This window comes from Niveispirillum sp. KHB5.9 (genome assembly GCF_048066115.1).
Lineage (GTDB): Bacteria > Pseudomonadota > Alphaproteobacteria > Azospirillales > Azospirillaceae > Niveispirillum.
This window is the reverse complement of the sequence record NZ_JBLTYX010000001.1, coordinates 858,494-881,379: the sequence shown is the minus strand read 5'-3', so window position 1 is coordinate 881,379 and position 22,886 is coordinate 858,494. Positions and strand designations below refer to the sequence as shown.

Annotated in this window: 23 protein-coding genes and 1 pseudogene; 14 read left to right on the top strand and 10 right to left on the bottom strand. The window is 67.3% G+C overall.

The genetic code is table 11. From position 1 onward, the window contains the following. The first annotated feature begins 2 nt into the window (after positions 1-2). From ACM9HJ_RS03540 to ACM9HJ_RS03530, 3 genes are read left to right on the top strand one after another with little or no spacing between them, the layout of a single operon-like run. On the top strand, positions 3-1,547 hold the full coding sequence (locus ACM9HJ_RS03540; RefSeq protein WP_416570301.1) for an AMP-binding protein: 1,545 nt from the start codon (positions 3-5) through the stop codon (positions 1,545-1,547). Beyond that, complete coding sequence (locus ACM9HJ_RS03535; RefSeq protein ID WP_416570300.1) at positions 1,544-2,374, top strand: SDR family NAD(P)-dependent oxidoreductase; 831 nt, start codon at positions 1,544-1,546, stop codon at positions 2,372-2,374. Before ACM9HJ_RS03540 ends, ACM9HJ_RS03535 begins: the two co-directional genes overlap by 4 nt. A 34-nt stretch (positions 2,375-2,408) precedes the next feature. Then, the gene (locus tag ACM9HJ_RS03530; protein ID WP_416570299.1) at positions 2,409-3,197 is read left to right on the top strand and encodes an enoyl-CoA hydratase/isomerase family protein; all 789 of its coding nucleotides are present in this window, start codon (positions 2,409-2,411) and stop codon (positions 3,195-3,197) included. Here ACM9HJ_RS03530 and ACM9HJ_RS03525 read toward each other — a convergent pair. The 3 genes and pseudogenes from ACM9HJ_RS03525 to ACM9HJ_RS03515 form a co-directional block, all read right to left on the bottom strand. Beyond that, a pseudogene (locus ACM9HJ_RS03525) lies at positions 3,192-3,623 on the bottom strand (aldehyde dehydrogenase family protein); the annotation flags it as partial. The gene ACM9HJ_RS03530 and the pseudogene ACM9HJ_RS03525 sit on opposite strands and share 6 nt — an antisense overlap. A gap of 64 nt (positions 3,624-3,687) precedes the next feature. After that, the gene (locus ACM9HJ_RS03520; protein ID WP_416570298.1) at positions 3,688-3,909 is read right to left on the bottom strand and encodes a 2-oxo acid dehydrogenase subunit E2; all 222 of its coding nucleotides are present in this window, start codon (positions 3,907-3,909) and stop codon (positions 3,688-3,690) included. Between the two features lie 37 nt (positions 3,910-3,946). Further along, the gene (locus ACM9HJ_RS03515; RefSeq protein ID WP_416570297.1) at positions 3,947-4,612 is read right to left on the bottom strand and encodes a hypothetical protein; all 666 of its coding nucleotides are present in this window, start codon (positions 4,610-4,612) and stop codon (positions 3,947-3,949) included. A 185-nt stretch (positions 4,613-4,797) separates the two neighbouring features. On the opposite strand from ACM9HJ_RS03515, the gene ACM9HJ_RS03510 reads away from it, so the two are divergent. Together ACM9HJ_RS03510 and ACM9HJ_RS03505 are read left to right on the top strand one after the other, a co-directional pair. Then, a complete protein-coding gene (locus ACM9HJ_RS03510; protein WP_416570296.1) occupies positions 4,798-5,229 on the top strand; it encodes an NAD-binding protein in 432 nt (143 codons plus the stop codon). Further along, the gene (locus ACM9HJ_RS03505; protein ID WP_416570295.1) at positions 5,226-5,588 is read left to right on the top strand and encodes a cupin domain-containing protein; all 363 of its coding nucleotides are present in this window, start codon (positions 5,226-5,228) and stop codon (positions 5,586-5,588) included. The genes ACM9HJ_RS03510 and ACM9HJ_RS03505 overlap by 4 nt, the downstream gene beginning before the upstream one ends. Positions 5,589-5,664: 76 nt before the next feature. Here the strand turns inward: ACM9HJ_RS03505 and ACM9HJ_RS03500 are convergent, their stop codons facing one another. Both ACM9HJ_RS03500 and ACM9HJ_RS03495 read right to left on the bottom strand, forming a co-directional pair. Next, complete coding sequence (locus ACM9HJ_RS03500) at positions 5,665-7,263, bottom strand: sodium/sugar symporter (protein ID WP_416570294.1); 1,599 nt, start codon at positions 7,261-7,263, stop codon at positions 5,665-5,667. Positions 7,264-7,500: 237 nt separating this feature from the next. Beyond that, complete coding sequence (locus tag ACM9HJ_RS03495; protein ID WP_416570293.1) at positions 7,501-8,667, bottom strand: ROK family transcriptional regulator; 1,167 nt, start codon at positions 8,665-8,667, stop codon at positions 7,501-7,503. Between the two features lie 218 nt (positions 8,668-8,885). Between ACM9HJ_RS03495 and ACM9HJ_RS03490 the strand changes: the two genes are divergently transcribed. The 8 genes from ACM9HJ_RS03490 to ACM9HJ_RS03455 all read left to right on the top strand — a co-directional run bounded on the left by ACM9HJ_RS03490 (position 8,886) and on the right by ACM9HJ_RS03455 (position 16,473). Next, positions 8,886-11,135, top strand: coding sequence for a TonB-dependent receptor (locus ACM9HJ_RS03490; protein WP_416570292.1), 2,250 nt, complete (start codon positions 8,886-8,888; stop codon positions 11,133-11,135). Between the two features lie 2 nt (positions 11,136-11,137). After that, positions 11,138-11,941, top strand: coding sequence for a DUF1868 domain-containing protein (locus ACM9HJ_RS03485; RefSeq protein ID WP_416570291.1), 804 nt, complete (start codon positions 11,138-11,140; stop codon positions 11,939-11,941). A 42-nt stretch (positions 11,942-11,983) separates the two neighbouring features. Beyond that, positions 11,984-13,273 carry an MFS transporter gene (locus tag ACM9HJ_RS03480; RefSeq protein WP_416570290.1) on the top strand — a complete coding sequence of 430 codons (1,290 nt, stop codon included), beginning with the start codon at positions 11,984-11,986 and terminating at the stop codon, positions 13,271-13,273. Further along, positions 13,270-14,061 (top strand): acid phosphatase, encoded by a 792-nt coding sequence (locus ACM9HJ_RS03475; RefSeq protein ID WP_416570289.1) that lies wholly within the window; start codon positions 13,270-13,272, stop codon positions 14,059-14,061. The genes ACM9HJ_RS03480 and ACM9HJ_RS03475 overlap by 4 nt, the downstream gene beginning before the upstream one ends. Before the next feature lie 75 nt (positions 14,062-14,136). Beyond that, complete coding sequence (locus ACM9HJ_RS03470) at positions 14,137-14,463, top strand: PepSY domain-containing protein (RefSeq protein WP_416570288.1); 327 nt, start codon at positions 14,137-14,139, stop codon at positions 14,461-14,463. Then, positions 14,464-15,129 carry a response regulator transcription factor gene (locus ACM9HJ_RS03465; protein WP_416570287.1) on the top strand — a complete coding sequence of 222 codons (666 nt, stop codon included), beginning with the start codon at positions 14,464-14,466 and terminating at the stop codon, positions 15,127-15,129. It begins immediately after the preceding gene. Further along, positions 15,126-16,340 carry a hypothetical protein gene (locus ACM9HJ_RS03460; protein ID WP_416570286.1) on the top strand — a complete coding sequence of 405 codons (1,215 nt, stop codon included), beginning with the start codon at positions 15,126-15,128 and terminating at the stop codon, positions 16,338-16,340. The genes ACM9HJ_RS03465 and ACM9HJ_RS03460 overlap by 4 nt, the downstream gene beginning before the upstream one ends. Next, on the top strand, positions 16,333-16,473 hold the full coding sequence (locus ACM9HJ_RS03455) for an ATP-binding protein (protein WP_416570285.1): 141 nt from the start codon (positions 16,333-16,335) through the stop codon (positions 16,471-16,473). Before ACM9HJ_RS03460 ends, ACM9HJ_RS03455 begins: the two co-directional genes overlap by 8 nt. Positions 16,474-16,501: 28 nt before the next feature. Here the strand turns inward: ACM9HJ_RS03455 and ACM9HJ_RS03450 are convergent, their stop codons facing one another. Genes ACM9HJ_RS03450 through ACM9HJ_RS03440 form a run of 3 tightly spaced genes read right to left on the bottom strand, consistent with a single transcriptional unit; the run spans position 16,502 to position 18,953 of the window. Beyond that, positions 16,502-17,386, bottom strand: a complete 885-nt coding sequence (locus ACM9HJ_RS03450; protein WP_416570284.1) for a hypothetical protein — start codon at positions 17,384-17,386, stop codon at positions 16,502-16,504. Further along, positions 17,383-17,736 carry a hypothetical protein gene (locus ACM9HJ_RS03445; protein WP_416570283.1) on the bottom strand — a complete coding sequence of 118 codons (354 nt, stop codon included), beginning with the start codon at positions 17,734-17,736 and terminating at the stop codon, positions 17,383-17,385. The genes ACM9HJ_RS03450 and ACM9HJ_RS03445 overlap by 4 nt, the downstream gene beginning before the upstream one ends. Then, positions 17,736-18,953: a class I SAM-dependent methyltransferase gene (locus ACM9HJ_RS03440; RefSeq protein ID WP_416570282.1), complete on the bottom strand. Its 1,218-nt coding sequence runs from the start codon at positions 18,951-18,953 to the stop codon at positions 17,736-17,738. The genes ACM9HJ_RS03445 and ACM9HJ_RS03440 overlap by 1 nt, the downstream gene beginning before the upstream one ends. Before the next feature lie 162 nt (positions 18,954-19,115). On the opposite strand from ACM9HJ_RS03440, the gene ACM9HJ_RS03435 reads away from it, so the two are divergent. Further along, entirely contained in the window at positions 19,116-20,498 is a 1,383-nt protein-coding gene (locus tag ACM9HJ_RS03435; protein WP_416570281.1) for an alpha/beta fold hydrolase, read from the top strand. Here the strand turns inward: ACM9HJ_RS03435 and ACM9HJ_RS03430 are convergent. Both ACM9HJ_RS03430 and ACM9HJ_RS03425 read right to left on the bottom strand, forming a co-directional pair. Next, the gene (locus tag ACM9HJ_RS03430) at positions 20,495-21,616 is read right to left on the bottom strand and encodes a CaiB/BaiF CoA transferase family protein (protein WP_416570280.1); all 1,122 of its coding nucleotides are present in this window, start codon (positions 21,614-21,616) and stop codon (positions 20,495-20,497) included. The two genes, ACM9HJ_RS03435 and ACM9HJ_RS03430, sit on opposite strands and share 4 nt — an antisense overlap. After that, the gene (locus tag ACM9HJ_RS03425; RefSeq protein WP_416570279.1) at positions 21,613-22,743 is read right to left on the bottom strand and encodes a CaiB/BaiF CoA transferase family protein; all 1,131 of its coding nucleotides are present in this window, start codon (positions 22,741-22,743) and stop codon (positions 21,613-21,615) included. The genes ACM9HJ_RS03430 and ACM9HJ_RS03425 overlap by 4 nt, the downstream gene beginning before the upstream one ends. Positions 22,744-22,886: the final 143 nt, after the last annotated feature.

Genomic DNA, 22,886 nt, shown 5'->3' with positions numbered 1-22,886 from the left:
AAATGCCGGCCAAACGGTCCATCGTGGCGGTACCCCCGCCTGTTGAAACGGAAACGGAAAACATGCCGCTGAAGTCGATAGCGTCGATCATCCGGGACAATGCCAGGCGGAAGGGAACGGCGCCCGCCGTGACCTATCCCGACGGTTCGCTGAGCTGGGACGAGCTTGACCGGCGATCCAACCGGCGGGCGCGGATGCTGGCAGCACTGGGGGTCCGGCAGGATGATCTGGTCATGGTCATGCTGGCGAACGGCACCGAGTTCCATGAAGCGGTGGTGGGGGTGTGGAAGGCGGGTGCCACGCCCTGCCTTCTGCCCGCAAAGCTGCCGGGCCGCGAGGCGGGTGAGATCATCGCGCTGGCCAGTCCGGCGGCGGTGATCGGCGACGTCCCGTTCGCCTATGACGGACCCCGGATCCCCGCCGGCGCCGCGCTGGACGCGTTCAGCGACGCCCCCGTCGCGGATGCCGGTGCCGCCAGCTGGAAGGCGATCGCCAGCGGCGGGTCCAGCGGGCGGCCCAAGATCATCGTCGACACGATGCCGGCCTTCATCAACACCGATGCCCCTCCCTATGCGGCGCTGGGATTTTCCGGCGACGGTGCGATGCTGAACCCGGGGCCGCTCTACCACAACATGCCGTTCCTGTTCACCAGCCTGGCCCTGCTGGCGGGCACGCATGTCGTGGGCATGAGCCGTTTCAACGCCGAGGAGTTCCTGCGGCTGGTCGACAGCCACAAGATCGGGTTCGTCGCGGTCGTGCCGACGATGATGCAGCGCATCTGGGCCTTGCCGGAAAGCGTGCGTGCCGCCCACGACATGTCGTCGCTGAAAAGCGTGTGGCACATGTCGGCGCCCTGTCCGCAATGGATCAAGCGGGCCTGGATCGACTGGCTGGGCCCGGACAGGATCTTCGAGGCTTATGGCGGCACCGAGGGCAGCGGCACCGCGATCACGGGCCGGGAATGGCTGGCCAAGCCCGGCTCCGTCGGCAAGGTGGCGCCGGGAACCCTGCGTGTGCTGCGGGAGGATGGCAGCGAGGCGGATGTGGGTGAGATCGGCGAGGTGCATTTCCCGTCGGCCAGTGCCGCGAAGTTCCGCTATATCGGCGCGGAACAGAGCACGGATGCGGCTGGCGGCTACTGGATCGGCGACCTGGGCCATATCGACCAGGACGGCTATCTGTTCCTGGCCGACCGGCGGTCCGACCTGATCATCCGCGGCGGTGCCAATGTCTATCCGGCGGAGGTGGAGGCAGCGCTCGACGAGCATCCGCTGATATCCTCCTCCGCCGTGATCGGCCTGCCGGACGAGGACCTGGGTCAGCGCGTCCACGCCATCATCCATCTGCGCGACGGCAAGCTGCTGAACCTGGCTTCCATCGCCGCGCATATCGAACAGAGGCTGGCGAAATACAAATGGCCGGCCTCCTATGAGACCAGCCTGACGCCGCTGCGCGACGATGCCGGCAAGGTCCGCCGCACGGCGCTGAAGGCGGAACGGGTGGCCTGGCTTGAAACAGGACATGCATTCGAAGTGGAGCGGCCATGATGCTGAAACTTGCGGGCAAGGTTGCCCTGATTTCCGGTTCCGGGCGTGGTATCGGCCGCGCGCTGGCCTTGAAGCTGGCGTCGGAAGGGGCCAGCATCGTCGTGAACGATCTTGACGAAGGTCCCGCGGACGAAGTCGTCCGGACCATCCGCGAGGCGGGTGGCAAGGCGGTGCCCTGCGCCGGCAATGTGACGGACCCCGATTTCGGCGACCGTTTCGTGGCGACGGCGCTGGACGCGTTCAACGGCCTGCACATCATCGTGAACAATGCCGGCTATACGCTGGATGGCGTCATCCAGAACCAGACGGACGAGCAGTTCCAGAAAATGCTGGATGTACACACCGTGGCGCCGTTCCGCATCCTGCGCGCCGCGGCCGAACCGATCCGCGCCTTCGCCAAGCAGGAGGCTGCCGAGGGCCGCGAGGTGATCCGCAAGGTGGTCAATGTCTCGTCGATGTCCGGCACCCACGGCAATGCCGGCCAGGTCAATTATTCGTCGGCCAAGGCGGCGATGATCGGCATGACCAAGACGCTGTCGAAGGAATGGGGCCGCTACAAGACCTGCGTCAATTGCGTGGCCTTCGGCGTCATCGAGACGCGGCTGAGCCGGGCGGTGGAGGACCCCGGATCGCGCATCACCATCGAAGGCCGGGAGATCAAGGCCGGGATGCCGGGTGCAGCACTGCAGGCACTGGGCAGGATGATCCCGCTGGGACGCGCCGGCACGCCGGAAGAGGCGGCGAACGGCATCTACCTCTTCTGTGCGCCGGAAAGCGACTATATCAGCGGCCAGATCATCTCGGTCGGCGGCGGCATGAGCATGTGATGCCGGCCGCGAGGTTCATGAAAGGCAAGGCAACATGACCGACCAGGTCCAGTACGCGCACAAGGGTGGCGTCGCGTACCTCACCCTCAACCGTCCGGATGCGGGCAATGCCATCGACGTGCCGATGGCGCGCCGCCTGCTGGAGGTGGTGAGGATGGCGGAGGCGGATCGGGCGGTCCGCTGCGTGGTCCTGCGCGGTAACGGGCGGATGTTCTGCGCGGGCGGCGACGTGAAGGCGCTGCATGGGGCCGGCGATGCGCTGCCCGCACTTCTCCAGGAGATATTGGCCCATCTGCATCCGGCGATCGCCTGTCTGGCCGGGATGGAAAAGCCCGTCATCACCGCCATCCACGGGCCTGCGGCGGGGGCGGGCATCGGCCTGGCCGCCGTCGGCGACATCGCGCTGGCCGAGCCGGAGGCGCATTTCACCACCGCCTACGCGCGGGTCGGCCTGACACCGGATGGCGGTGCCACCTGGCTGCTGCCCCGGCTTGTCGGGCTGCGCCGGGCCCAGGAGCTGACCCTGACCAATCGCCGGGTATCGGCGGCGGAGGCTGCGGCGATGGGGCTGATCACGCGCGTCGTGCCCCCGGGAAGCCTTGAGACGGAAGTGGATGCACTGGCGCAGGAATTCGCTGCCTCGGCGGTGGGGGCGCTTGGCGTTGCGAAGCGCCTGCTGGGGACCGGCACCAATGCCACCCTGGAACGACAGCTCGACGCCGAGTGCGACCATATCGTCGCGCAGGGTGGCACGATGGAGAGCCGGACGGGGCTGGAAGCTTTCGCGCAGCGCCGGAAGCCGGATTTTCAGCGATCCTCATGAGGCAGGCCTGATCACCAGGTTGCGGATTTCGGTCATGTCCTCCTTGGCGAAGCGTACGCCTTCACGGCCAAGGCCTGAATCCTTCACGCCGTCATAGGACATGTTGTTCACGCGATAGCTGGGCACATCGTTGACGACCACTCCGCCGACATCCAGATCATCCCAGGCATCCAGGATCTTGAAGATGTCGCGGGTGAAGATGCCCGCCTGCAGGCCGAACCTGCTGTCATTGACGATCCGCAGCGCCTGCCGCCAGTCGCTGAAACGGATGAGGAAGGCGACGGGACCGAACGCCTTCTCGCGGTTGAGCCTGGTGTCCGCATCGACATTCTCCAGCAAGGTGGCCTCCAGCATGGCGCCGTCGCGTCCGCCACCGCACAGCAGCGCCGCCTCCTTGGGCAGCGCCTCGCGGATCCAGCCGTCGAGCCGGTGAAGGAGAGCAGCCTGAGCCGGTCATCGGATGAGGACATCGGGATGCTCCAGGGGCCGGTCAGGCGACGAGGCCCAGCGGCTGTTCCACGAGGGTGCGGAATGCCGACATCAGGCGGGCGCCGTCGATGGCGCGATGGTCGAAACTGCCCGTCACCGACAGCATCATCGCCCCCTCCAGCTTGTCGTCCACGAAGACCGGCCGCTTCTCCGCCGCGCCGACCGCCAGGATCATCGCCTGGGGCGGGTTGATCACCGCCTCGAACTGCCGGATCCCGTACATGCCCATGCTGGAGAGCGAGGCTGTTCCGCCCTGGTATTCATGGCCGTACCGGCCGCCACCATGGAGGGAGGCATCGACCGGCGTGGGGACCGGCACCGGGACCGTGACCGGCGGGGGCACCGCCGGGGCGGTTGCGGCGGGCTGCGCCGATCCGCTGTCCAGGACGCCGACTACGGTGCCGGCCGGGACGGCGGTCCCGGCGGCGACGTTGATCTTCAGCAGCGTGCCGGAGGCCAGGGCCGGCACCTCGCCCCTGGTGGCGTAGAGCGACCGGGTCCGGGTCGCGGATGGCGGCGGCCAGCAGGCCCACCACGTCGACGGGGGACGAGGGGGCCACGACCTTCAGGCCGGGGATCATCATGCACCAGTTCTCGACACTCTGGCTGTACTGCGCGCCGAAGCGGGCGCCGCCGCCATTGCCGGTGCGCACCACCAGCGGGCATTTCACCTGTCCGTTGGTCATGTAGTGGCTCTTGGGGAATTCGTTGGCGATATAGTCCCAGCAGACGGCGACGAGGTCGGAGAACATGATCTCCGCCACCGGCTTAAGGCCGGTCATCGCCGCCCCGATGGCGGCGCCCAGGATCGCCTGCCCGGAGATGGGCGTGTCGCGCACCCTGAGGGGGCCGAACTCCTCGAACAGGCCGAGCGTCGCCTTGAACACGCCGCCGGCGGCACGACGCTGAACATGGCGGCCGCACAACGCCCTGGGTTTCTTCCGCGCCGCGGGACTGCCGGTTCCCCGTCTCACGCTCTGGCTGGCCGTCCTGGTGGAAGGCGGTGTGGTGGCATCCCTGACCTCGGGCGTCCTGCTGAAGGTGGGGGCGATGACGGGGGCGGCTTCCTGGCGCTGGCCACGGCCGGCGTCCTGAAGGTTTCCCGCGGCAGGTGGCTGTGGAACGCCGGCGGGGCGGAATATCCCGCATTCTGGGCGGCGCCATCCAATCCATGGCGGAGGCCTTCGTGATGGTGCACAAGGCCGGTGGCGATGTCTCGCAATTCCGCGAGATCGTCACCGGTGGCCTGTTCTCCGGCACGGCCCACACGACCTATAGCGGCCTGATCGAGGCCGGGCGGTTCGATCAGGTGGGGTTCGCCGTCGAACTCGAACTGGCGGTCAAGGATATCGAGCTTGTCCTGGCCGCGGGCCGCGATCTGGCGGTGCCGCTGCTGACGGCCGCCCTCGTCCGCAACCGCCTGCTGTCAATGATGGCCCAGGGCGAGGGCGGCCTGGATTGGGCGGCGCTGGTGCGTGAACAGGGCAAGGCCAGCGGGCTGAATGTCGACGGGCAGGAAAATCTGTGGGGAGGCCGGCAATGAAGCTGGTCCGCGCGGCGGATGCGCAGGCCTATGTGGCGGCCGGACATGCCGGTGTGTCCGCCTTTCGCCTGCAGGGGCCGGAGGCGAGCCAGGCCGGGGATTTCTGGATCGGCCTGTCGGTTTACGAGGCCGGTGGCATCGCTGAACGGGGCATGGGCGACACCGTGAAGGCCTATGTCGTGCTGGAGGGTGAATTGACGGTCACCGGAGGGGACGGCATGAAGCACATCCTGCGCAGGCATGACAGCTGCCTCATCGAGCCGTTCGAAATGCGCGAGGTGGTCAATGCGTCGGGTGCGCCCGCGATCCTGCTGGTCATCGCGTCCAGACATCGTCGGCCGGCGGCTGACACAGGCTGAGAAAATCGATGGCGCCGTGCTGGGTCTGGTGTAACCGGGCACGGCGTGATCGATGGAAGGGCGTTGGACGCAGCCGTTACCACCAAGTCGCGTAGAGCGCGACCAGGGCCAGCACCACGCCGACGGCGCCGATATTGAAACCGGTTCCCGTGGCATAGCTGACATCGCCGGTATCGATCGTGTCGCGGGTCTTGTCCCCGCGCACGAGCAGGGAGGTGGCCACGCCCAGAAGCAGCGACAGGATGAAGACCAGCCCCATGCGGTCGATGAAGGGAAGATCCGACCACCAGACCTTGAAAGCCCAGGAGAGGAGGACGGAGGCGATGGCGGCGGCGATGGCGCCCGCTTCGTTCGTGCGCTTCCAGAACAGGCCCAGCAGGAAGATGACGGTAATGCCGGGCGTGAAGAAGCCGGTGAATTCCTGGATGAACTGGAACGCCTGCTCCGACTGGCCCAGCAGCGGGCGCGCCGTGATGATGGCCAGCAGGATCGAAACCGTGGCGGCGATCCGCCCCACCAGAACCAGATGCCTTTCCTGGCCGGCCGGGGACGCGCCACCCGCCGCCCGGTTGGGCGCCGGCCGGAACTTGGCGAAAACGTCCAGCGTGAAGATGGTGGCGATGGAATTGATCTTGGACGCCGTGGACGCGATGATGGCGGCGATCAGGGCCGCGAAGACCAGCCCCAGCAGGCCCGTCGGCAGCAGGCGCATCATCGAGGGATAGGCTTCGTCCGGCTTGGCCAGATCGGGTGCCAACAGCACGGCGGCGATGCCGGGCAGCACGATGATCACCGGCATCAGCAGCTTCAGGAAGGCCGCGAACAGCACGCCCTTCTGCGCCTCGTCCAGGCTCTTGGCGGCCAGGGCCCGCTGGATGATGTACTGGTTGAAACCCCAATAGCTGAGATTGGCGATCCACATGCCGCCGATCAGCACCGACAGGCCGGGAAGATCCATGTAATGCGGGTTGTCGGGCTTCAAGATCATGTGGAAATGGCCGGGCAGTTCCGTGGTCAGCCGCTGCCAGCCGGCGATGATGCCCCCCTGGCCGCCGATTTCGCCCAGCGTCAGGGCGGCGATGATCAGGCCGCCCATGACCAGCAGGGCAACCTGCACGATATCGGTCAGCGCCACCGCCTTCAATCCGCCGCGCAGCTGGTACAGCAGGGCGAAGGAGCCGAGGCCGACCAGGGCCAGGGTCTGGTCGATGCCGGCCACCTTGGTCACGGCGATGGACCCCAGCCAGATGATGGAGGTCAGGTTCACGAACACATAGAGCACCAGCCAGAATACCGCCATCAGGGTCCGGATCGACGGGCCGTACCGCCGCTCCAGGAACTGCGGCATCGTATAGATTTCATTCTTCAGGAAGATGGGCAGGAAATACTTGCCCACGATCAGCAGGGTCGCCGCCGCCATCCATTCATAGGAGGCGATGGCCAGCCCGATGGCATATCCGGAACCCGACATGCCGACGATCTGTTCGGCCGAGATGTTGGCGGCGATCAGCGACGCGCCGATGGCCCACCAGGGCAGGTTCTTCGATGCCAGGAAATAGTCGGTCGTGTCTTTCGGAGCCGCCCCCGGCTTGTCCCGCGATACGTACTGTGCCAACCCGAAGATGGCGATGCCGTACAGCACGACGATGACGATGTCCCACGTGGACAGCTCCATGAAATCCTCCCGATGTTTCGTGTTCCACCATGCCTGTGGGTTTCCGGCATAACCACAGGGGTGAACCGATCTTGGTGTGATGCTGCTGGTACCTGGCCCGGCCAGGGCGGCCGGCTTTCGGTATCGCAGGGACTATCCATCATAACCGGCAGGGCGGGGCAATCAAATATTGATATGTTAAATATGCCATGGACTTGGGGCGCGGGCCGGCGGTCGCTGGCCCCCGGTGGCATTGAGTCAAAAACTCATCCCACCGGTATCTACCTGCGCTTTGAAGAAACGCTGCTTCAGCGGCAGGATGGCGGCACCGATGGCGGCGGCATTGCCCGGCGCCTCCGCCGGTACGATCCTGGCCGTGGGCCGCTTCTGTGACCGGCGCTTCTGGTCGTAGAGTTCGATGGCCGGAATCACCCGCTCGGCCAGTGGGCGCGGCATGCGGCCCCCCAGCACGACGGCGTCCAGGTCCAGGATGGCGGTGGCGTTCGACGCGATGATCGACAGGCTGTCGCGCACGCGGGCGACCCAGTCGTCGATGGAAGGCCAGGACGGATCGAAGCCTTCCACCAGCTGGTCCACCGTTTCGAAAGGCAGCCCCTGGCGCGCCACCAGCTGGCGCAGCAGTTCCAGGTTGGGGAAGGGATGGCTGTTGGCCGGCAGCCCGCCGGCGAACTCCCCCGCATTGCCATGCCGGCCGCGCCAGACCTCCCCGTCCAGGATGACGCCGCCGCCGACGCCGGACGCGATATAGAGATAGGCGAAGCTACGGGCCCAGCGGCCGACGCCGACCAGGCTTTCGCCCAGGGCGGCGACATTGCCGTCATTATCGGCAAAGGCGGGCAGGCCGAACCTTTCCCGGAACAGGCCGGCGACATCGATATTCGCCCATTCCTCCAGACTGTGCGGCGTGTTGAAGCCTGCGCCCTCACCCACGAAGGAGCCGGGAACACCGATGCCGATCCCGGCCAGCGGCCGGCCCCCCGCCAGGGGCAGCAGTTCGGCCATGGCACCGGCCAGCCAGTCGGTGGCGCGCCCGATGGACAGCGACAGGAAACCCTGTCGGCATTCGCCCCGGATCGTGCCGGTGAAATCCACCAGCGTGATGGCCACCGCGTCGGTCATGATCGACACGCCGAAGGAAAAGGCGAATTCCGGCACCAGTTCCAGCGATGCGCTGGGATAGCCCCGCCGCCCCGACTGCACCTTGTCGCCGGTGCGGACCAGACCGTCATCGACCAATCCACCTATGATGCGTGAGATCGACTGCTGGGTGAGGTCTGTCGTCTCGGCGATCCGGGCCTGGGTCGCGGGTCCGGCACGGAAAAGCAGATCGAGAATCCGGCGTTCGCTCTGGGTCAGGGGGCGATCGGAAAGCAGCGGAAGATTGATGTTTTTCAGGGGTTCCACGGGATTTCCACCTTGTCTGTGCCCTTTGCCGGCTCCTGTCCGGGAGTGCGGCACCTAAAATAGCGCTTGCCAGCCGGTCATAAAAGATACATACAACAAGTGTAATTAATTTAACGGCTGGCCAACAAAGCCCGTCAATGCACAAGTCGCAAGTTTAATTTGCGTCATTGGAGCATGACGGGTTCCGGATCATGCTGACCACAGGGGAGGGAGCACCAATGCCCGTCATCAGGAATTCGCGCCGTGCCATGCTGGCCGGTGCCGCCATCGCGTTGCTGGCGCCGGCCGCGACGTCGGCGCAATCCGCGCCCGAGGCGGATGGTTTCACGCTGGAGGAGATCATCGTCACCGCCACCCGCCGGTCGGAGCCGCTGCAAAGTGTGCCGGTGGCGGTCAGCGTGGTGGACGGCGACTATGTCCAGCGTAACAACCTGAACAATATCCGTGACATCGCCAACATCATCCCCACCTTGAACTTCCGCACGGCGGCGTCGAACAAGGACCAGGCGCTGTTCATCCGCGGCCTGGGCACGGTCTCGACCTCGCCAGGGGTAGAGCCGACCATTTCCACCGTCATCGACGGCGTCGTGCTGGCCCGGCAGGGGCAGGCCACGCTGGACCTGCTGGATATCGAACGGATCGAGGTGCTGCGTGGGCCGCAGGGGACGCTGTTCGGCAAGAACGCGTCGGGCGGTGTCGTCAACATCGTTGGCCGCGCCCCGACGGAGGATTTCAAGGCCTATGTCGATGCCGGCTGGTTCGGCGGCGGGGACGAGCGCCGGCTGCGGGCCGGCGTGTCGGGCGCCCTGTCGCCCGACAAGGCCCGGGCATCGCTGACGGCGCTGTGGGGCCGGTATGATGGCAATGTCACCAACCTCTTCAACGGGCGCACCGTCAACGGCTATGAGCGGGCTGGCGCGCGGGCCAAGCTGGAACTGCTGCCGACCGACGATCTGCGCGTCATGCTGATCGCCGATTTCATGCATGCCACGGCCACCCCGCCGCAGGGCGTGGTGACGCGCACCTTCCTGACCGCCTATCCGACCAACAATGTCACCAACTTCCCGGCATTCGCCGCCGCCTTGGGGCCGGTGGTCGCCAGTGCCGACAATCGCCAGATCAACAGCAATTTCGACACGCGGGTCCGTGACGATAATGGCGGCCTGTCCGCCCAGATCGATTGGCATGTCGGCGACCATGACCTGACCGCGATCAGCGCCTGGCGGCGGTGGGAGAATACGCAGTTCCAGGACCAGGACCGCCTGCCGCGCGCCCTGGCCGGCCTGCCGCAGCAGCATGACCGCGGCGATCTGAGTTTCGACCAGTTCTCCCAGGAAATCCGCCTGGCCTCGCCCAAGGGCAACCTGGTCGATTATATCGTCGGCCTCTATTACATGCGGGCGGAGAATGAGGAGCGCTATCGCCGGGATACCACCGTGGTGTCGGGAACCGGCAGCACGGTTCATACTGGCATCGCCGATTACGGCGTGACCAACGACAATTACTCCGTCTTCGGCGAGGCGACGGTGAACATGGCCGACGATGTCCGGGCCATCGCCGGCTTCCGGCTGGTCAAGGACGACCTGCGCTATGATTTCAAGCGCGTCTCCACCTCCGCCGTGCCGGTGCCGGGCATCCAGGTCGGCTTCACCAGCAGCGGTTCCACCAATCCCACCGACTACGCCAACCGCCTGGGCCTGCAATACGACCTGTCGGACGCGGCCATGGCCTATGCCACCTGGTCGCGCGGCTACAAGGGCCCAGCCTACAACATCGCCTTCAGCATGCTGCCGCAGGATACCGGAGCGCTGAAAGGGGAGACGTCGAACGCCTATGAGGCGGGGTTGAAGTCGCGGTTCCTGGAGGGGCGCCTGCAGGTCAATCTCGCGGCCTTCCTCAGCCGCTTCAAGGATTACCAGGTCAATTTCTTCGACACCTATAATGGTTCGCCCGTCACCCGCCTGATCAATGCCGGGCGCGTGTCGACCCGTGGCATCGAGGCGGACCTGTCGGCGCGGCCGATCGCGAACCTGACCCTGGCCGCCGTCGCCGCCCGTATCGAGGCGCGGATCGATGAATTCACCTGTCCGGCCGGCACGTCCGCCTCCTGCCAGGTCAATGGCCGCCCCCTGCCATTTTCGCCCGACTGGAAGACCGACCTGCGCGCCAACTACACGATCCCGCTGGATGATAGCTGGACGGTGGATCTGGCCACGAATTACAGCTGGCAGTCGAAGGTGCAATATTCCATCAACCAGACGCCGGACACGATCCAGCCCGCCTACGGCCTGTGGAATGCCAGTATCGGCTTCGAAAGCGGTGACGGGCTGCGCGTGACCCTGCTGGCCCGCAACATCGCCGACACGCATTATTCCACACAGCTGAACACGTTCGGCAGTGGCGTGGTGCGCTTCGTGCCGCGTGACGACCGGCGCTATTTCGGTGCCAATATCCGTCGGGAATTCTGAGCATGGGTGAGAGAGGGGAAACGATGCTGGGGCGCCGGCACCTCATGGCCCTGGGGGCGGCGGCCGGTGCCGGCGTCCTGGTGCCTGCCATGGCAAGGGAAACCGACGGCGCGCGCCGGCCCACGGCGGAGGTGGGGCGCAAGTTCCAGGCCGATGGCCGGGTCGGTAGTTTTCATGGCAACACCATCGTCTGCCATATCCCGCAGCAGGGAGAGAATGCGGCCTGCTTCAATGCCCTGCTGGACATCTATCGCGACCTGCCGGCCCGGCCCTTCGCCACCAACATCGCCGCCCTGCCGCCGTCGAGCTATCACATGACGCTGTTCGACGGGGCCAACGAGACGGCGCGGGTGGCCGGCCTGTGGCCGCCCGGACTGGCGCTGGACAGTCCCATCGAGGAATGCCACCGCGCGGTCGGGCGGCGGCTGGAGGGTTTCACGCTGGACACGCCGCTGCCCATCCGCATGCGGGTCGATATGGAGGGGGCGGGCATGGGCGGCAATGCCCTGGCCATTCCACTCACGCCCATCGATGACGCGGAGAATGCCCGGCTGCGCCACCTGCGCGACCGGCTGTCGGCCGCGACCGGCATCCGGTCCCCCCGGCATGACCAATACCGCTTCCACATCTCGCTGGCCTATGTCCTGTGGGAATTGTCGGCAGCGCAGGCCGGGGCCGTGCGGGAGGCGATGCGCGACTGGATGGCGATGGTGGCGGCGGCATCGCCGGTCATCACGCTCGGCGCACCGGAGTTCTGCACCTTCAAGGACATGTTCGCCTTCAACCGGATCCGCTACCTGACATAGTATCCGGCGTCACGACCCAGGTTCCGTGGAAAGGCGGCCGCAATGCAGGATGGGAAGGCCGATGCGCAGGCCGCGACCCGGCAATCTTCCTTCAGGGTCTATGCGCTGGCGCATCTGGGCAAGAGCCTGCTGTGGACGCTGGCGGATGTCCTGACCATCCTGATGCTGATCCGCCATGGCGGCATGAACCCGGTGACCGCCGGGCTGGTCTTCCTGACGGGGCTGGTCTGGAACGCGCTGGCCGATCCGCTGGTCGGGAGCTGGATGGACCGGCGCCTGCGGCGGGGAGCCTCACTGGTGCCGGCCATGGCGGCTGCGGCACCGGGGGCCTGCCTGTTCTTCCTCGCCGGCTTGCTGGTGCCATCCGGAACCTCCGTGCCGCTGGTCATCCTGGCGGGAATGCTGTTCCGGACCTGCTTTTCCCTTTATGACGTGCCGCACAATGCCATGATGACGCGCTTGGCCGGTACACCGCGGGCGCAGGCGGACCTGGCCGGCCTGCGCACCATCGCGCACGGGCTCGCCTCGATCGTGGCGGGACTGGCGGTGGTGCCGCTGGCCGATGCCGGGACATCGCCGCTTCTTGTCCAACTCATCCTGGCCGCGGTGGCCGTGGTCGCATTGCTGTGCATGGGGCCCTGCCTGCGGCTGGTGGTGCAACTGGAAAACCTGCCGGAGACGCCGGTTCCGGCGGCCGGTGACGTGCCCCGGCCGCCGGATGCGCCGGGTCTTGCCGGCCTCTGTCTGGTCACGGTGGCCGGTGCGCTGGGCCTGGGTCTTGTCGGCAAGGCGGTGCCGCACCTGGACTGGTCGGGGGCGGGCATGGCCAGCCTGGCCATGCCGCTGCTGATGGCCGGGCGCTTTCTGGCGGCCTGGTGCGCCCGGCCGCTGGTCGATCGACTGGGGACGACGCGGGCGCTGGCGGCCTCATACCTGCTGGCGGCACCGGCCTGTCTGGGGCTGCCGCTGTTGACCGGTGGGGGCGTCCTGTCGCCGGTGGGGCTGGTCGTCCTGGGCATCTGCCTGACGGTGCCGACCATCCTGTCCTGGGTGGAGCTGGCGCAGGTGGTGCGTGCCGCGCGCGAGGGTTTCTGGCGGGCGCATTCCATGGTCGGCCTGTTCACCATGGTGTCGAAACTGGCGACGGGGGCCGCCGGCCTGTTGCTGGGGATCGTCCTGGATGTCCAGATGCCGGGCCCCGGCCCGCAGGGCATCATGACACCGGACCAGCTTTCGCTGGTCTGTCTTCTGGTCGCGGGTGGCACCCTGGTTGCCGCCGGCATGCTGTGGCGGGGCGCCCGCCATGGACGTTCAGCAAAGGAGTATCCATGATACGCAATCGCCCCGCTGCCGCGGCACTTCTGGCGTGCCTCACCCTGGGAACGGGCCTTCGGGTCGAAGCCGAAATGGTTCCGCCATCATCCTACATGGCACAGGACGCCATCGACCTGGTGGCCATCCTGCCGGCGGCCCCCCGTTCCGGGGATGCGCGGTACGAGGCGGATCGCGTCACCTTCCGCGCCACGCGCACCCTGGTTGACACCCCGCGCTGGCACTGGGCGGTGAGTGATGTCAGTGAGGCGCCGGCGGACATGCTGCGCAATTACGCCTGCGCCGCCGGGATCGAACTGACACCCGCGCGCGTCCCTGTGACGACCCGGCTGCTGGTGACGGCAGCCCAGGATACGGCGCGGGCCAATAACGTCGCCAAGCGGCATTTCCAGCGGCAGCGGCCCTTCCTCATCGACCACGGCCCCATCTGCCAGCCGGCGCAGGAGGTGACCAACAGCTTCGACTATCCGTCCGGGCATACGACCCTGGGCTGGACCTGGGCGCTGATCCTGGCCGAACTGCTGCCCGACCGGGCGACTTCCATCCTGGCGCGCGGCCGTGCCTATGGCGAGAGCCGCATCGTCTGTGGTGTCCATAATGCCAGCGCCGTGGAGGCGGGCCGCCTGTCCGCCACCCTGTCACTGACGCCGATGCGGGCCGCACCGGCCTTCCAGGCGGACCTGGCGGCGGCCCGGGCCGAACTGGCGGCGCTTGGCAACAGGCCGGTTCCTTCGGCGGAACGGTGCCGGGCGGAGGCGGACGCCCTGTCGGTTTCGCCATTGCAGTGACGCATCGGGTCCGGCGGGGCCGCCCGATGCGATCTGTCAGCGCGTTGTCAGCTTGGCCGTGATAGCGTCCACCCCATGACGACACATCGCAGAGCCCTTATCGCCACCCTGATCACGGCACCTCTGGTGCTGGCGGCTGCCACCGGCTGGGCCGGCGACGACAAGAAGCGCAAGGACAAGGACCATGACGCGGCGCGCGAGGCGCTGCGCCGGGGTGAGATTCTGCCGCTGATCCGCATCCTGGAAATCGTGGGCCGGGAGCAGCCGGGCGACATCCTGGAGATCGAGCTGGAGGATGATCCCGTCTCCTACGAGGTCAAGGTCCTGGCGCCTGATGGCCGCGTGCGCAAGCTGGTGCTGGATGCCCGCACCGGCGCCGTCCTGAAGCGCAAGGGGGACTGAATGCGCGCCCTGCTGGTGGAGGACGATCCCGATGTCGGCGCCGACGTGGCCAATGCGCTGCGCGATGCCGGCTTCATCGTCGATCTGGTCCGCAATGGCGAGGATGCCTGGTTCCAGGGCGATGTCGGCGATTATGCCATCGCCGTCCTGGATCTGGGCCTGCCGCGCCTGGACGGATTGTCCGTGCTGCGCCGCTGGCGGGCGGCGGACCGGCTGTTTCCCGTGCTGATCCTGTCGGCGCGCGGCGATTGGACGGAGAAGGTGGAAGGCATCGAAAGCGGTGCCGACGATTATCTGGCCAAGCCGTTCGAGATGGGGGAACTGATCGTGCGGGTCCGCGCCCTGGTGCGCCGCGCCGCCGGCCGGGCTTCGTCGATCCTCAATTGCGGGCGTCTCAGCCTGGATACGCGGCGCATGCTGGTGACCCTGGACGGGCGGCCGGTGCGCCTGTCGCCGCTGGAATATCGCTGCCTGGATTATCTGGCGCATCAACCGGACCGGGCCGTGTCGGCGGTGGAACTGGCCGAGCATATCTATGGCGTCGGAGAGGCGATGGACGCCAACGCCATCGAAGCGCTGATCCTGCGGCTGCGGCGCAAGCTGGGGCCGGATCAGATCGAGACGCGCCGCGGCTTCGGCTATCTTCTGTCGGGGACCGGCGCGTGAAGGGCGGATCGCTGCGGCTGCGCCTGCTGTTGGGGGCGGGGGCCGCCATCTTCGTGGCCATGCTGGTGGCCTGGCTGGTCATGGCGTTGCTGTTCGCCCGTCATATCGAACGCCGCGCAGCCGATGAACTGGCCATCGATGCCAATGAATTGCTGGCCGACCTGCGCATCGGGCCCCATGGCAAGCCCCTGGTCGACCGCCTGCCGTCCGACCCGCGCTTCGACCTGCCGGCCAGCGGGCTTTATTGGCAGGTCACCACGGATGCCGGGCAGATGCGATCCCGATCGCTGTGGGATGAGACCCTGTCGGGCGACGGGGTGGGAGAGGCCGATGGCTGGACCAGCCGTACCCTACCCGGTCCCTTCGGTCGCCGCATCTTCCTGCTGGAACGCCGGGTGGTGCTGGATGAGGGCAATGCCGGGGTGCTGGTGCAGTTCGCCCGGGACGAGGATGACCTGCGCGCCGCCCGGCGGGAGTTCGGGCTGGAAATGGCGCTGTTCCTGGCCCTGCTGTGGCTGGCGCTGCTGGCGGCAGCCTGGGTGCAGGTCAGGCTGGGCCTGGCGCCGCTGGCACGGGTGCGGGCGGACCTGTCGGCGCTGCGCCGCAACCCCGCTGCCCGCATGGAAGCGGGACATCCCAGCGAGGTGGAGCCGCTGACCCGTGCCATCAATGATCTGGCCGAAGCGCGCGAGCGCGACCTGACCCGCGCACGCCGCCGCGCCGCCGATCTGGCCCATTCACTGAAAACCCCGCTGGCGGCCCTGGCCGCGCAAAGCCGGGGGGCGCGGGCGGAGGGTGCGGTGGCGGCGGCCGACGGCCTGGACCGGGCCATCGCCGCCGTGGGTGCTGTGGTGGAGGCGGAACTGGCCCGCTCGCGCGCCGCCGCCATCCGCCAGGGGGGCGAGGGTGTGGTGGCCCCCGTGTTGCCGGCGGCAGAGCGGGTGGTGGGGGTGGTGGAGCGCACGGAGGTCGGGTCCAGGATCGTCTTCGATATCGACGTTCCCGAGGACCAGCAGATCGCCATCGCCGCCGATGACCTGACCGAACTGCTGGGTGCCCTGGTGGAGAATGCCGCCCGCTTCGCCCGCCGTCTGGTGCGGGTATCCACGGCGCGGGAGGGCACCGGCATTCTGCTGCTGGTCGAGGATGACGGGCACGGGGCTGGATATCAGCGCCGAAACCGCCCTGCTGCGCGGTGGGCGCGTGGATGAGGCGGGTCCCGGCCACGACGGGTTGGGCCTGGCCATCGTCCGCGATCTGGTGGAGGCGACGGGTGGTGTGATCACCCTGTCGCCTTCCCCCCTGGGCGGGCTGCGCGTGGCCATCCGCTGGCCGGTGGAATGATCGCCTGGCCTGGAAGGCCCGCCAACGTTCAGCCCGATTGCACCAGTTCAAGCAGCGTCCCGTCGGGCGCGGTCAAGGTACCGGTCAGGCGGCCGTCATAGAGGGGGCCGTCGCGGCGGACGGGTGGGGTGATCCAGTCCCCCCTGACCATGGAAAGGTCGGGATGCGACAGGGTGCAGATGGCGATGCCCGGCGGCAGCTGGCCCGCATGTGCGGGACGCGGCGTGGCGGCCGGCGGATATTGGTCCAGTTCCAGGAAGATGTCGCGGTCATGCACGATGGTGCTGATCGTGTGCTTGTGTTCCGCCGGCAGGCCGAAGGCGGCCGAAAGCATCGTGTAGGGGATGTCCAGCCGCTCCCCCAGCGGCAGCCCCACGGCTGTCCCGAACCAGTCGATGCTGGCCACCATGTCCGAACAGGCCATGACCAGGATGAACAGCTTGTCGATCAGACTGTCGGCGCGGGGCAGGTCGAAGGCGGGCAGGTCGCTGTTGATCTGGGTGAGATAGACGATCTCCCCGTCCGGGCCCCTCACCTGCATCGGGTGGATGGTGGGCAATCCATCATTCCGGCGCGGCGGCCCGATGATCTGGAACGGGCTTTCCAGCATCCGTTCATTCACCTTCATCACATCCTGGACGCATATTTCCAGGGCCGCCCAGCCAAAGGTGCGTAGCGGCCGGTAATCCGGTACCGGATCACCGGCCACGAAGCGCAGGAAAACCGCCGCCCCGCTGGCTGGCCGCATGATGATATAGGCCCGGCCGGCGCTGTCGGGGCAGCCCCAGGCCGTTGCCAGACCGACGGGCAGGATGCCACGCTCGACGATGCTGTAATCCAGCCATTGTCCATAGCGGGTGGCGGTGGCTTCCGGATCGGCGACCGTCAGGGTGGCGGCGCGCAGCAGCTTCATCGGGCCAGTTCCTCGGCAATGTTCTCGCTGCTGTCATCGCTGGCGGACAAAGCCTCCGCCTCCTGTTGCACGACGCGCAGGACGCGGGCCAGGAACTCCTGGTTCCACAGGCCGCGTTCCGCCGCGTCATCCTTGGTGGGGCTGAACCCGTCGATCTCCGCACGGGTGACCAGCCCCTTGGCCGCCAGCAACCGTTCCAGCGTGTCCAGCCGCTGGCGGGTGACCACCAGCTCGCCGGCCAGCGACATGGCGATGGCCATGGCGCGTTCCGCCTCCCAGCTTTCCAGGAAACGCGGGCGCTTGCCCGTGGGTTTGGCCGATGCTCCGGCCAGGGCCTGCTGGATCGACATCACGCAACCTCCTTGCGGGCGCCCACGACGTGCCAGGCCGCCTTGCGGCCGTAATCCTCACCCGTATCTTCCGCCGCATCGGGAAAGACAGTCCTGTCCACCACCCCGGTCACGCCGGCATGGATCAGGCTTTCGCGCGCAAAACCGGCCTGCACCATCCAGGTGTCCAGATCGGCCTCATGCATCTTCGTCCAGAAGGGCTCGGCGTTGTAGAACGCGTCCCAGTCGCGCATCGCCTGTTCGAACAGCGGCATGTCGGGCCCATATTGCGGCTGTTCGACATGCAGCACGATGCCGCCCGGCGCCAGCAGCCGGTGCGTCTCCTTGAAGATGCGCTGCATGGAGCCGTAGCTGGTCTCGTGCAGGAACATGGTGGTCTGCACCCAGTCGAAACTGGCGTCGGCGAATTGCGGCAGGCTTTCCACATTGGCCTGGACGAAGCGGATATTGTCTACGCCCAGGCTCTTGGCCCGCGCCAGGCCATAGCGCAGCATGGGTGCGCCGACATCCACGGCCACCACTTCGGCATCCGGGAAAGCCTGGGCCAGCGGCAGGATGGAATGGCCCAGGCCACAGCCCAGGTCCAGGATGCGCTTGGGTTTGAGGTCCGGCAGGTTGCGCTTCACCCAGCGGGCCACGGCCTGGCCTCCGCCATCCGACCAGGTGCCCAGCATGCCGCCCGTGGTGGCGAACAGGCCGCAATCATAATTGGCGGCATTGGCCACGTCGCCGGGACCATATTCGGTGTGATAGCTGCCGGGCATGCAATGATGGTCGATGGCTTCCACATAGCGCGGCAGCTTCATCGACGGGTCCAGCGTCAGGCGCGGATCACCATCGGTCAGGGAAGCGGCGCGGGCCGCCAGTTCTTCCCGCTGGCGCAGGGTGACCCAGCGGCCGGCCTGCTGGCGCATCTCCATGGTGTTGCGGCGAAGGGCGGACCAGAGCTGCCAGTACGGGTCCTGGACCAGGGCGCGGCGCACCTGATGGCGGTCGGTGAAGCTTTTGCCCGATGCTATCTGCCCGTCGAACGCCGTCTTGATGGCGGGCATCACCCGGCTGGCCAGATGGCGGTTCATATGGGCCAGGAAATTGAACCGCTCGACCTCGTCATGCGTCAATTGCGGGAAGATGCCGTGGCGGCCCACGGCCCGGTAATCGGGCGGGCCGTCATAGGCGGCGATGGGGTCGGCTGCGGGCTTTCCTGAACCGTCCATGGTCTTCATCCTTCTGCTGTCCCGGATAGAAAGCATAGGACCCGCCGCGAAGCTGCGCCCCAGATCAGATGGGCAATCTCCACCACGCGGACGGGGACCAGCCTTGCCTGGACCTGCCGCCGGGTGGCTTCCACCATCGCCGCGACAGCAATGGGGGCGGGAATGACCAGGGTCGAACGGCATTTCATCAAGGTTGACGAGCGGCTGGTCCATTACCGGCGGGCGGGGCGGGGGCCGGTGCTGCTGGCCCTGCACCAGTCGCCGCGGGAAAGCGGGGAATTGCTGCCGCTGATCCGGGCCATGGCACCCTTCGCCACGGTGATCGCGCCGGACAATCCGGGCTTCGGCCTGTCCGACCCGCTGCCGCCGGGGCCGGCGACGATGGACCGGTTCGCCCAGGCGCTGGATCGGTTCATGGACGCGCTGGGCCTGGGCAAGGTGGCGCTCTACGGCCTTCATACCGGTGCCTGCATCGCCAACCGGTTCGCCGCCCGTTACCCCCATCGCGTCACCGGTCTGGTCGTGGACGGGTTCATGCTGATGGAGGAGGGAGAGCGGGCGGATTTGCTGGCGCATTACCTGCCGCCCTTCCATCCGCAATGGGATGGCGGGCATCTGGCATGGGCCTGGCACCGTATCCGCGACCAGGGCATCTTCTTCCCCTGGTACCGGCGCGAGCCCTCGACCCGGCTGAACCGGCCCAAGCCCGACCTGTCCCGCATCCATGAACAGATCATGGAATTCCTGCGGGCCGGCGACAGCTACCGCACCGGTTACGAAGCCGCTCTCTCCTACCGTCCGGCGGACGACATGGCGGGGCTGGAAATGCCGTCGCTGCTGTTCGCGGCGCAGGATGATCCGCTGCACCGCTATCTGGCCAAGCTGCCGCCCCTGCCTGACGGGGTAACGGCCGGCACGGCGCCGGATCGCGCCACCGCATGGCACGTGATCACGGATTTCCTGCGTCTGCAATTGCCCGATGGCGACGCTCCGCCGCCACCGGCCTTCACGGCGCGCGGGGTGACGGACGGCATCGCCTGGGTGGCTGGTGGAAAGGGCGTGCCCTTGCTGCGCCTGCATGATCTGGGCGGGTCGGGCACGCTGCTGGCCCCACCGGCGGAGGGGGCGTGGTTGGCGCCCGACCTGCCGGGCATGGGCGACAGCGAGCTTGTCGCCGATCCCGGCGATATTCCGGCCGTGGCCGATGTCTTGGCCGGGCTGCTGAAGACGCGTGGCTGGACCGGTGGCGTGGTGGAAGGCTGGGGCTATGGCGCGCGGATCGCAGCGGAACTGGCCCGGCGGCATCCGGCGCTGGTGACGGAGCTGCGGGCGCATGGCGGTCTGACAGAGAAGCCGACAACCCTGACACCTGCAGAAGGTGGCGGCTATCTGCTGGCCGCTTGGCAGCAGGCCCGTGACGGCCACCTGTTCCCGCCCGGTGACGGTGTCTTGCCGGGGCCGGAGCGGCTGCAGGTGGAGACCTGGTACTGGCTGAAGGCGGCTCGGGTGCTGGAGAGGGCGTGGGGCGGTAGCTTTGAAAGTTAACTTCCTTCCCGCCACCGCGCCGACTTCTCCCCGAACACCGGCAACCCGAACCGTGGCACCCCCGGTTCGTCTTGGAACCGGATCGGCACCCCGATATGGCGGTGCCCCTCAGTGTCGGTCAGCACCATGCCGCGTTCCGCCACGAACGGATCGTCGAACGCGTCCTTCAGGCTGCGCACCGGGGCCCAGCAGCAATCGACGTTTCGCAGGAATTCCTGCCACTCGGCCAGGCTCTTCGTGCCGAAGATGCCCTTGAAGAAGTCGCGCAACGGGGCCTGTTCCGGCCCTGGCGGCTTCCTGGCGTAACCCAGCAGTTCCGGCCAGCCCAGGGCCGTCAGCAAATTCTCCGCGAACTTCACCTCCGACCCGCCCAGCACGATGAAGCCGCCATCCGCCGTCTCATAGATATGGTACATGGCGGAACCGCCGAAGCTGCGCATCTCCTTCACCGACGGGTGGCGATCCTCGGCGAAGACCGGGCCGGTGACGTTGGGGGTCCAGGCGATGGCGGCGTCGAACATCGACAGGTCGATATAATCGCCCCGGCCCGTCTGACCCCGCCGCAGCAGGGCCATCAGCACCGCCGACAGGGCCATCAGGCTGGCGGCCATGTCGGCCACGGGCATGTTGGGGCTGGCGGGCTTGCCGTCGGTGAGACCCCGGTTCAAATCCACCAGCCCGGCCAGGGCCTGCACGGTCATGTCATGGGCAGGGCGCTGGGCATAGCTGCCGGTCTGCCCGAAGGCGGAGATGGAGCAATAGACGATGCCGGGATTGATCCGGCGCACGGCGTCGTAATCCACGCCCAGCCGTTTCACCACGCCGGGACGGAACGCCTCCACCACCACATCTGCTGTCGCCGCCAGTTCCATGAACAGGGCATGGTCGGCCGGGTCCTTCAGGTTCAGCGCCACGGAGCGCTTGCCGCGCCCGATATTGCGGAACCATACCGTCGTGCCATCCGCTGTCTTCTGTCCGATGGCGCGTGCGGGCTCGCCGACGCCGTTGGCCGGTTCGACCATGATCACGTCGGCGCCATGGTCGGCCATCATCATGGTCATGTGCGGACCCGGCAGGAAGGCCGACAGGTCCAGAACCTTGATCCCCTCCAGCTTCATTCCGCCAACTCCCCCAGCTTGGGTGCGCGCTTGCCCTTGGGCCGTTCGCCATTGATGCGGATGGGCGTGGACAGCAGGCGCAGCGAACCGCCGGGCGCGTCGGGATGCTCCACGCTCTCCACCATGCCGATCTCCGCCACGAACGGATTGTCGAGTGCCTGGTCCAGGTTGGTGATGGGCGCGAAGGGCACATGCCCACCCAGGATCGACAGCCATTCGGCCGTACTCTTCGTGGACAGCAATGCGTCCAGCGTGTCGGAGAGCAATTGCCGGTTGGCGCGGCGGGCGGGGATATCCTTGAACTCGGCCCGCTCCAGCAGATCCGTCCGGCCCGTGAGCCGGCAGAACTCCTCCCAGAATTTCGGCGTCTGGCACATCAGCATGGCCCAGCCGTCCCTGGTCTTGAAAGACTGGCTGGGAGCGATGGACGGATGCGCCCCGCGCGGCAGGCGGGTGACCTGATCGCCGGCGTTCAGGTACCAGGTGGCGGGGTAGGAGAGCTGGTGCAGGGCCGTGTCGAACAGGGCGGTATCGACGTCGCAGCCTATACCGCTGGCCCTGGCCCCCAGGATGGCCGACACCGTGCCCAACGCCATCAGGCTGCCCGTCATGAAATCCACCATGGACACGCCCAACCGCGTGGGCGGCGCGTCGGGTTCGCCCGACAGGCCCATGAACCCGGCCTCTGCCTGCATCAGGTAATCGTAGCCGGGCCAGGTCTCCCGGCTGTTGCCACGCCCATAGGCCGAAAGGTGCGCGCAGACCAGGCGCGGGTTGATATGTTTCACGGCGTCATAGGTCAGGCCCAGCTTGGCCGGCTGATCACCGCGCAGATTGTTGATCAGCGCGTCGGCACCTGCCAGCAGCCGGTTGAATGCGGCGCGGCCCTCGGGCGATTTCAGGTCGATGGATGCCGATTGCTTGCCCTTGGAGAAGGTCTGGAAGAACTGGCTGTCCTGGTCGCCCAGGAAATGCGGCCCCGTGCCGCGGGACACGTCCCCGCCGGTGGCCGCATTCTCCACCTTGATCACCGTGGCGCCCAGATCGGCCAGCAGCATGCTGCCATAGGGCCCGGCGCCATACTGCTCCACCGCGATGACGCGGATGCCGGAAAGGGGGCGGGTCATGGGGGGCTCCGTTGGGGGAGGGGCAGCACCCAACCGTCATCCCGGCGAAAGCCGGGACCCAGCGCAGAGCGGCGTCCGCCGCGATAAGGGCCATATCGGCGCTGACCGCGCCTCACGCTGGATTCCCGCTTTCGCGGGAATGA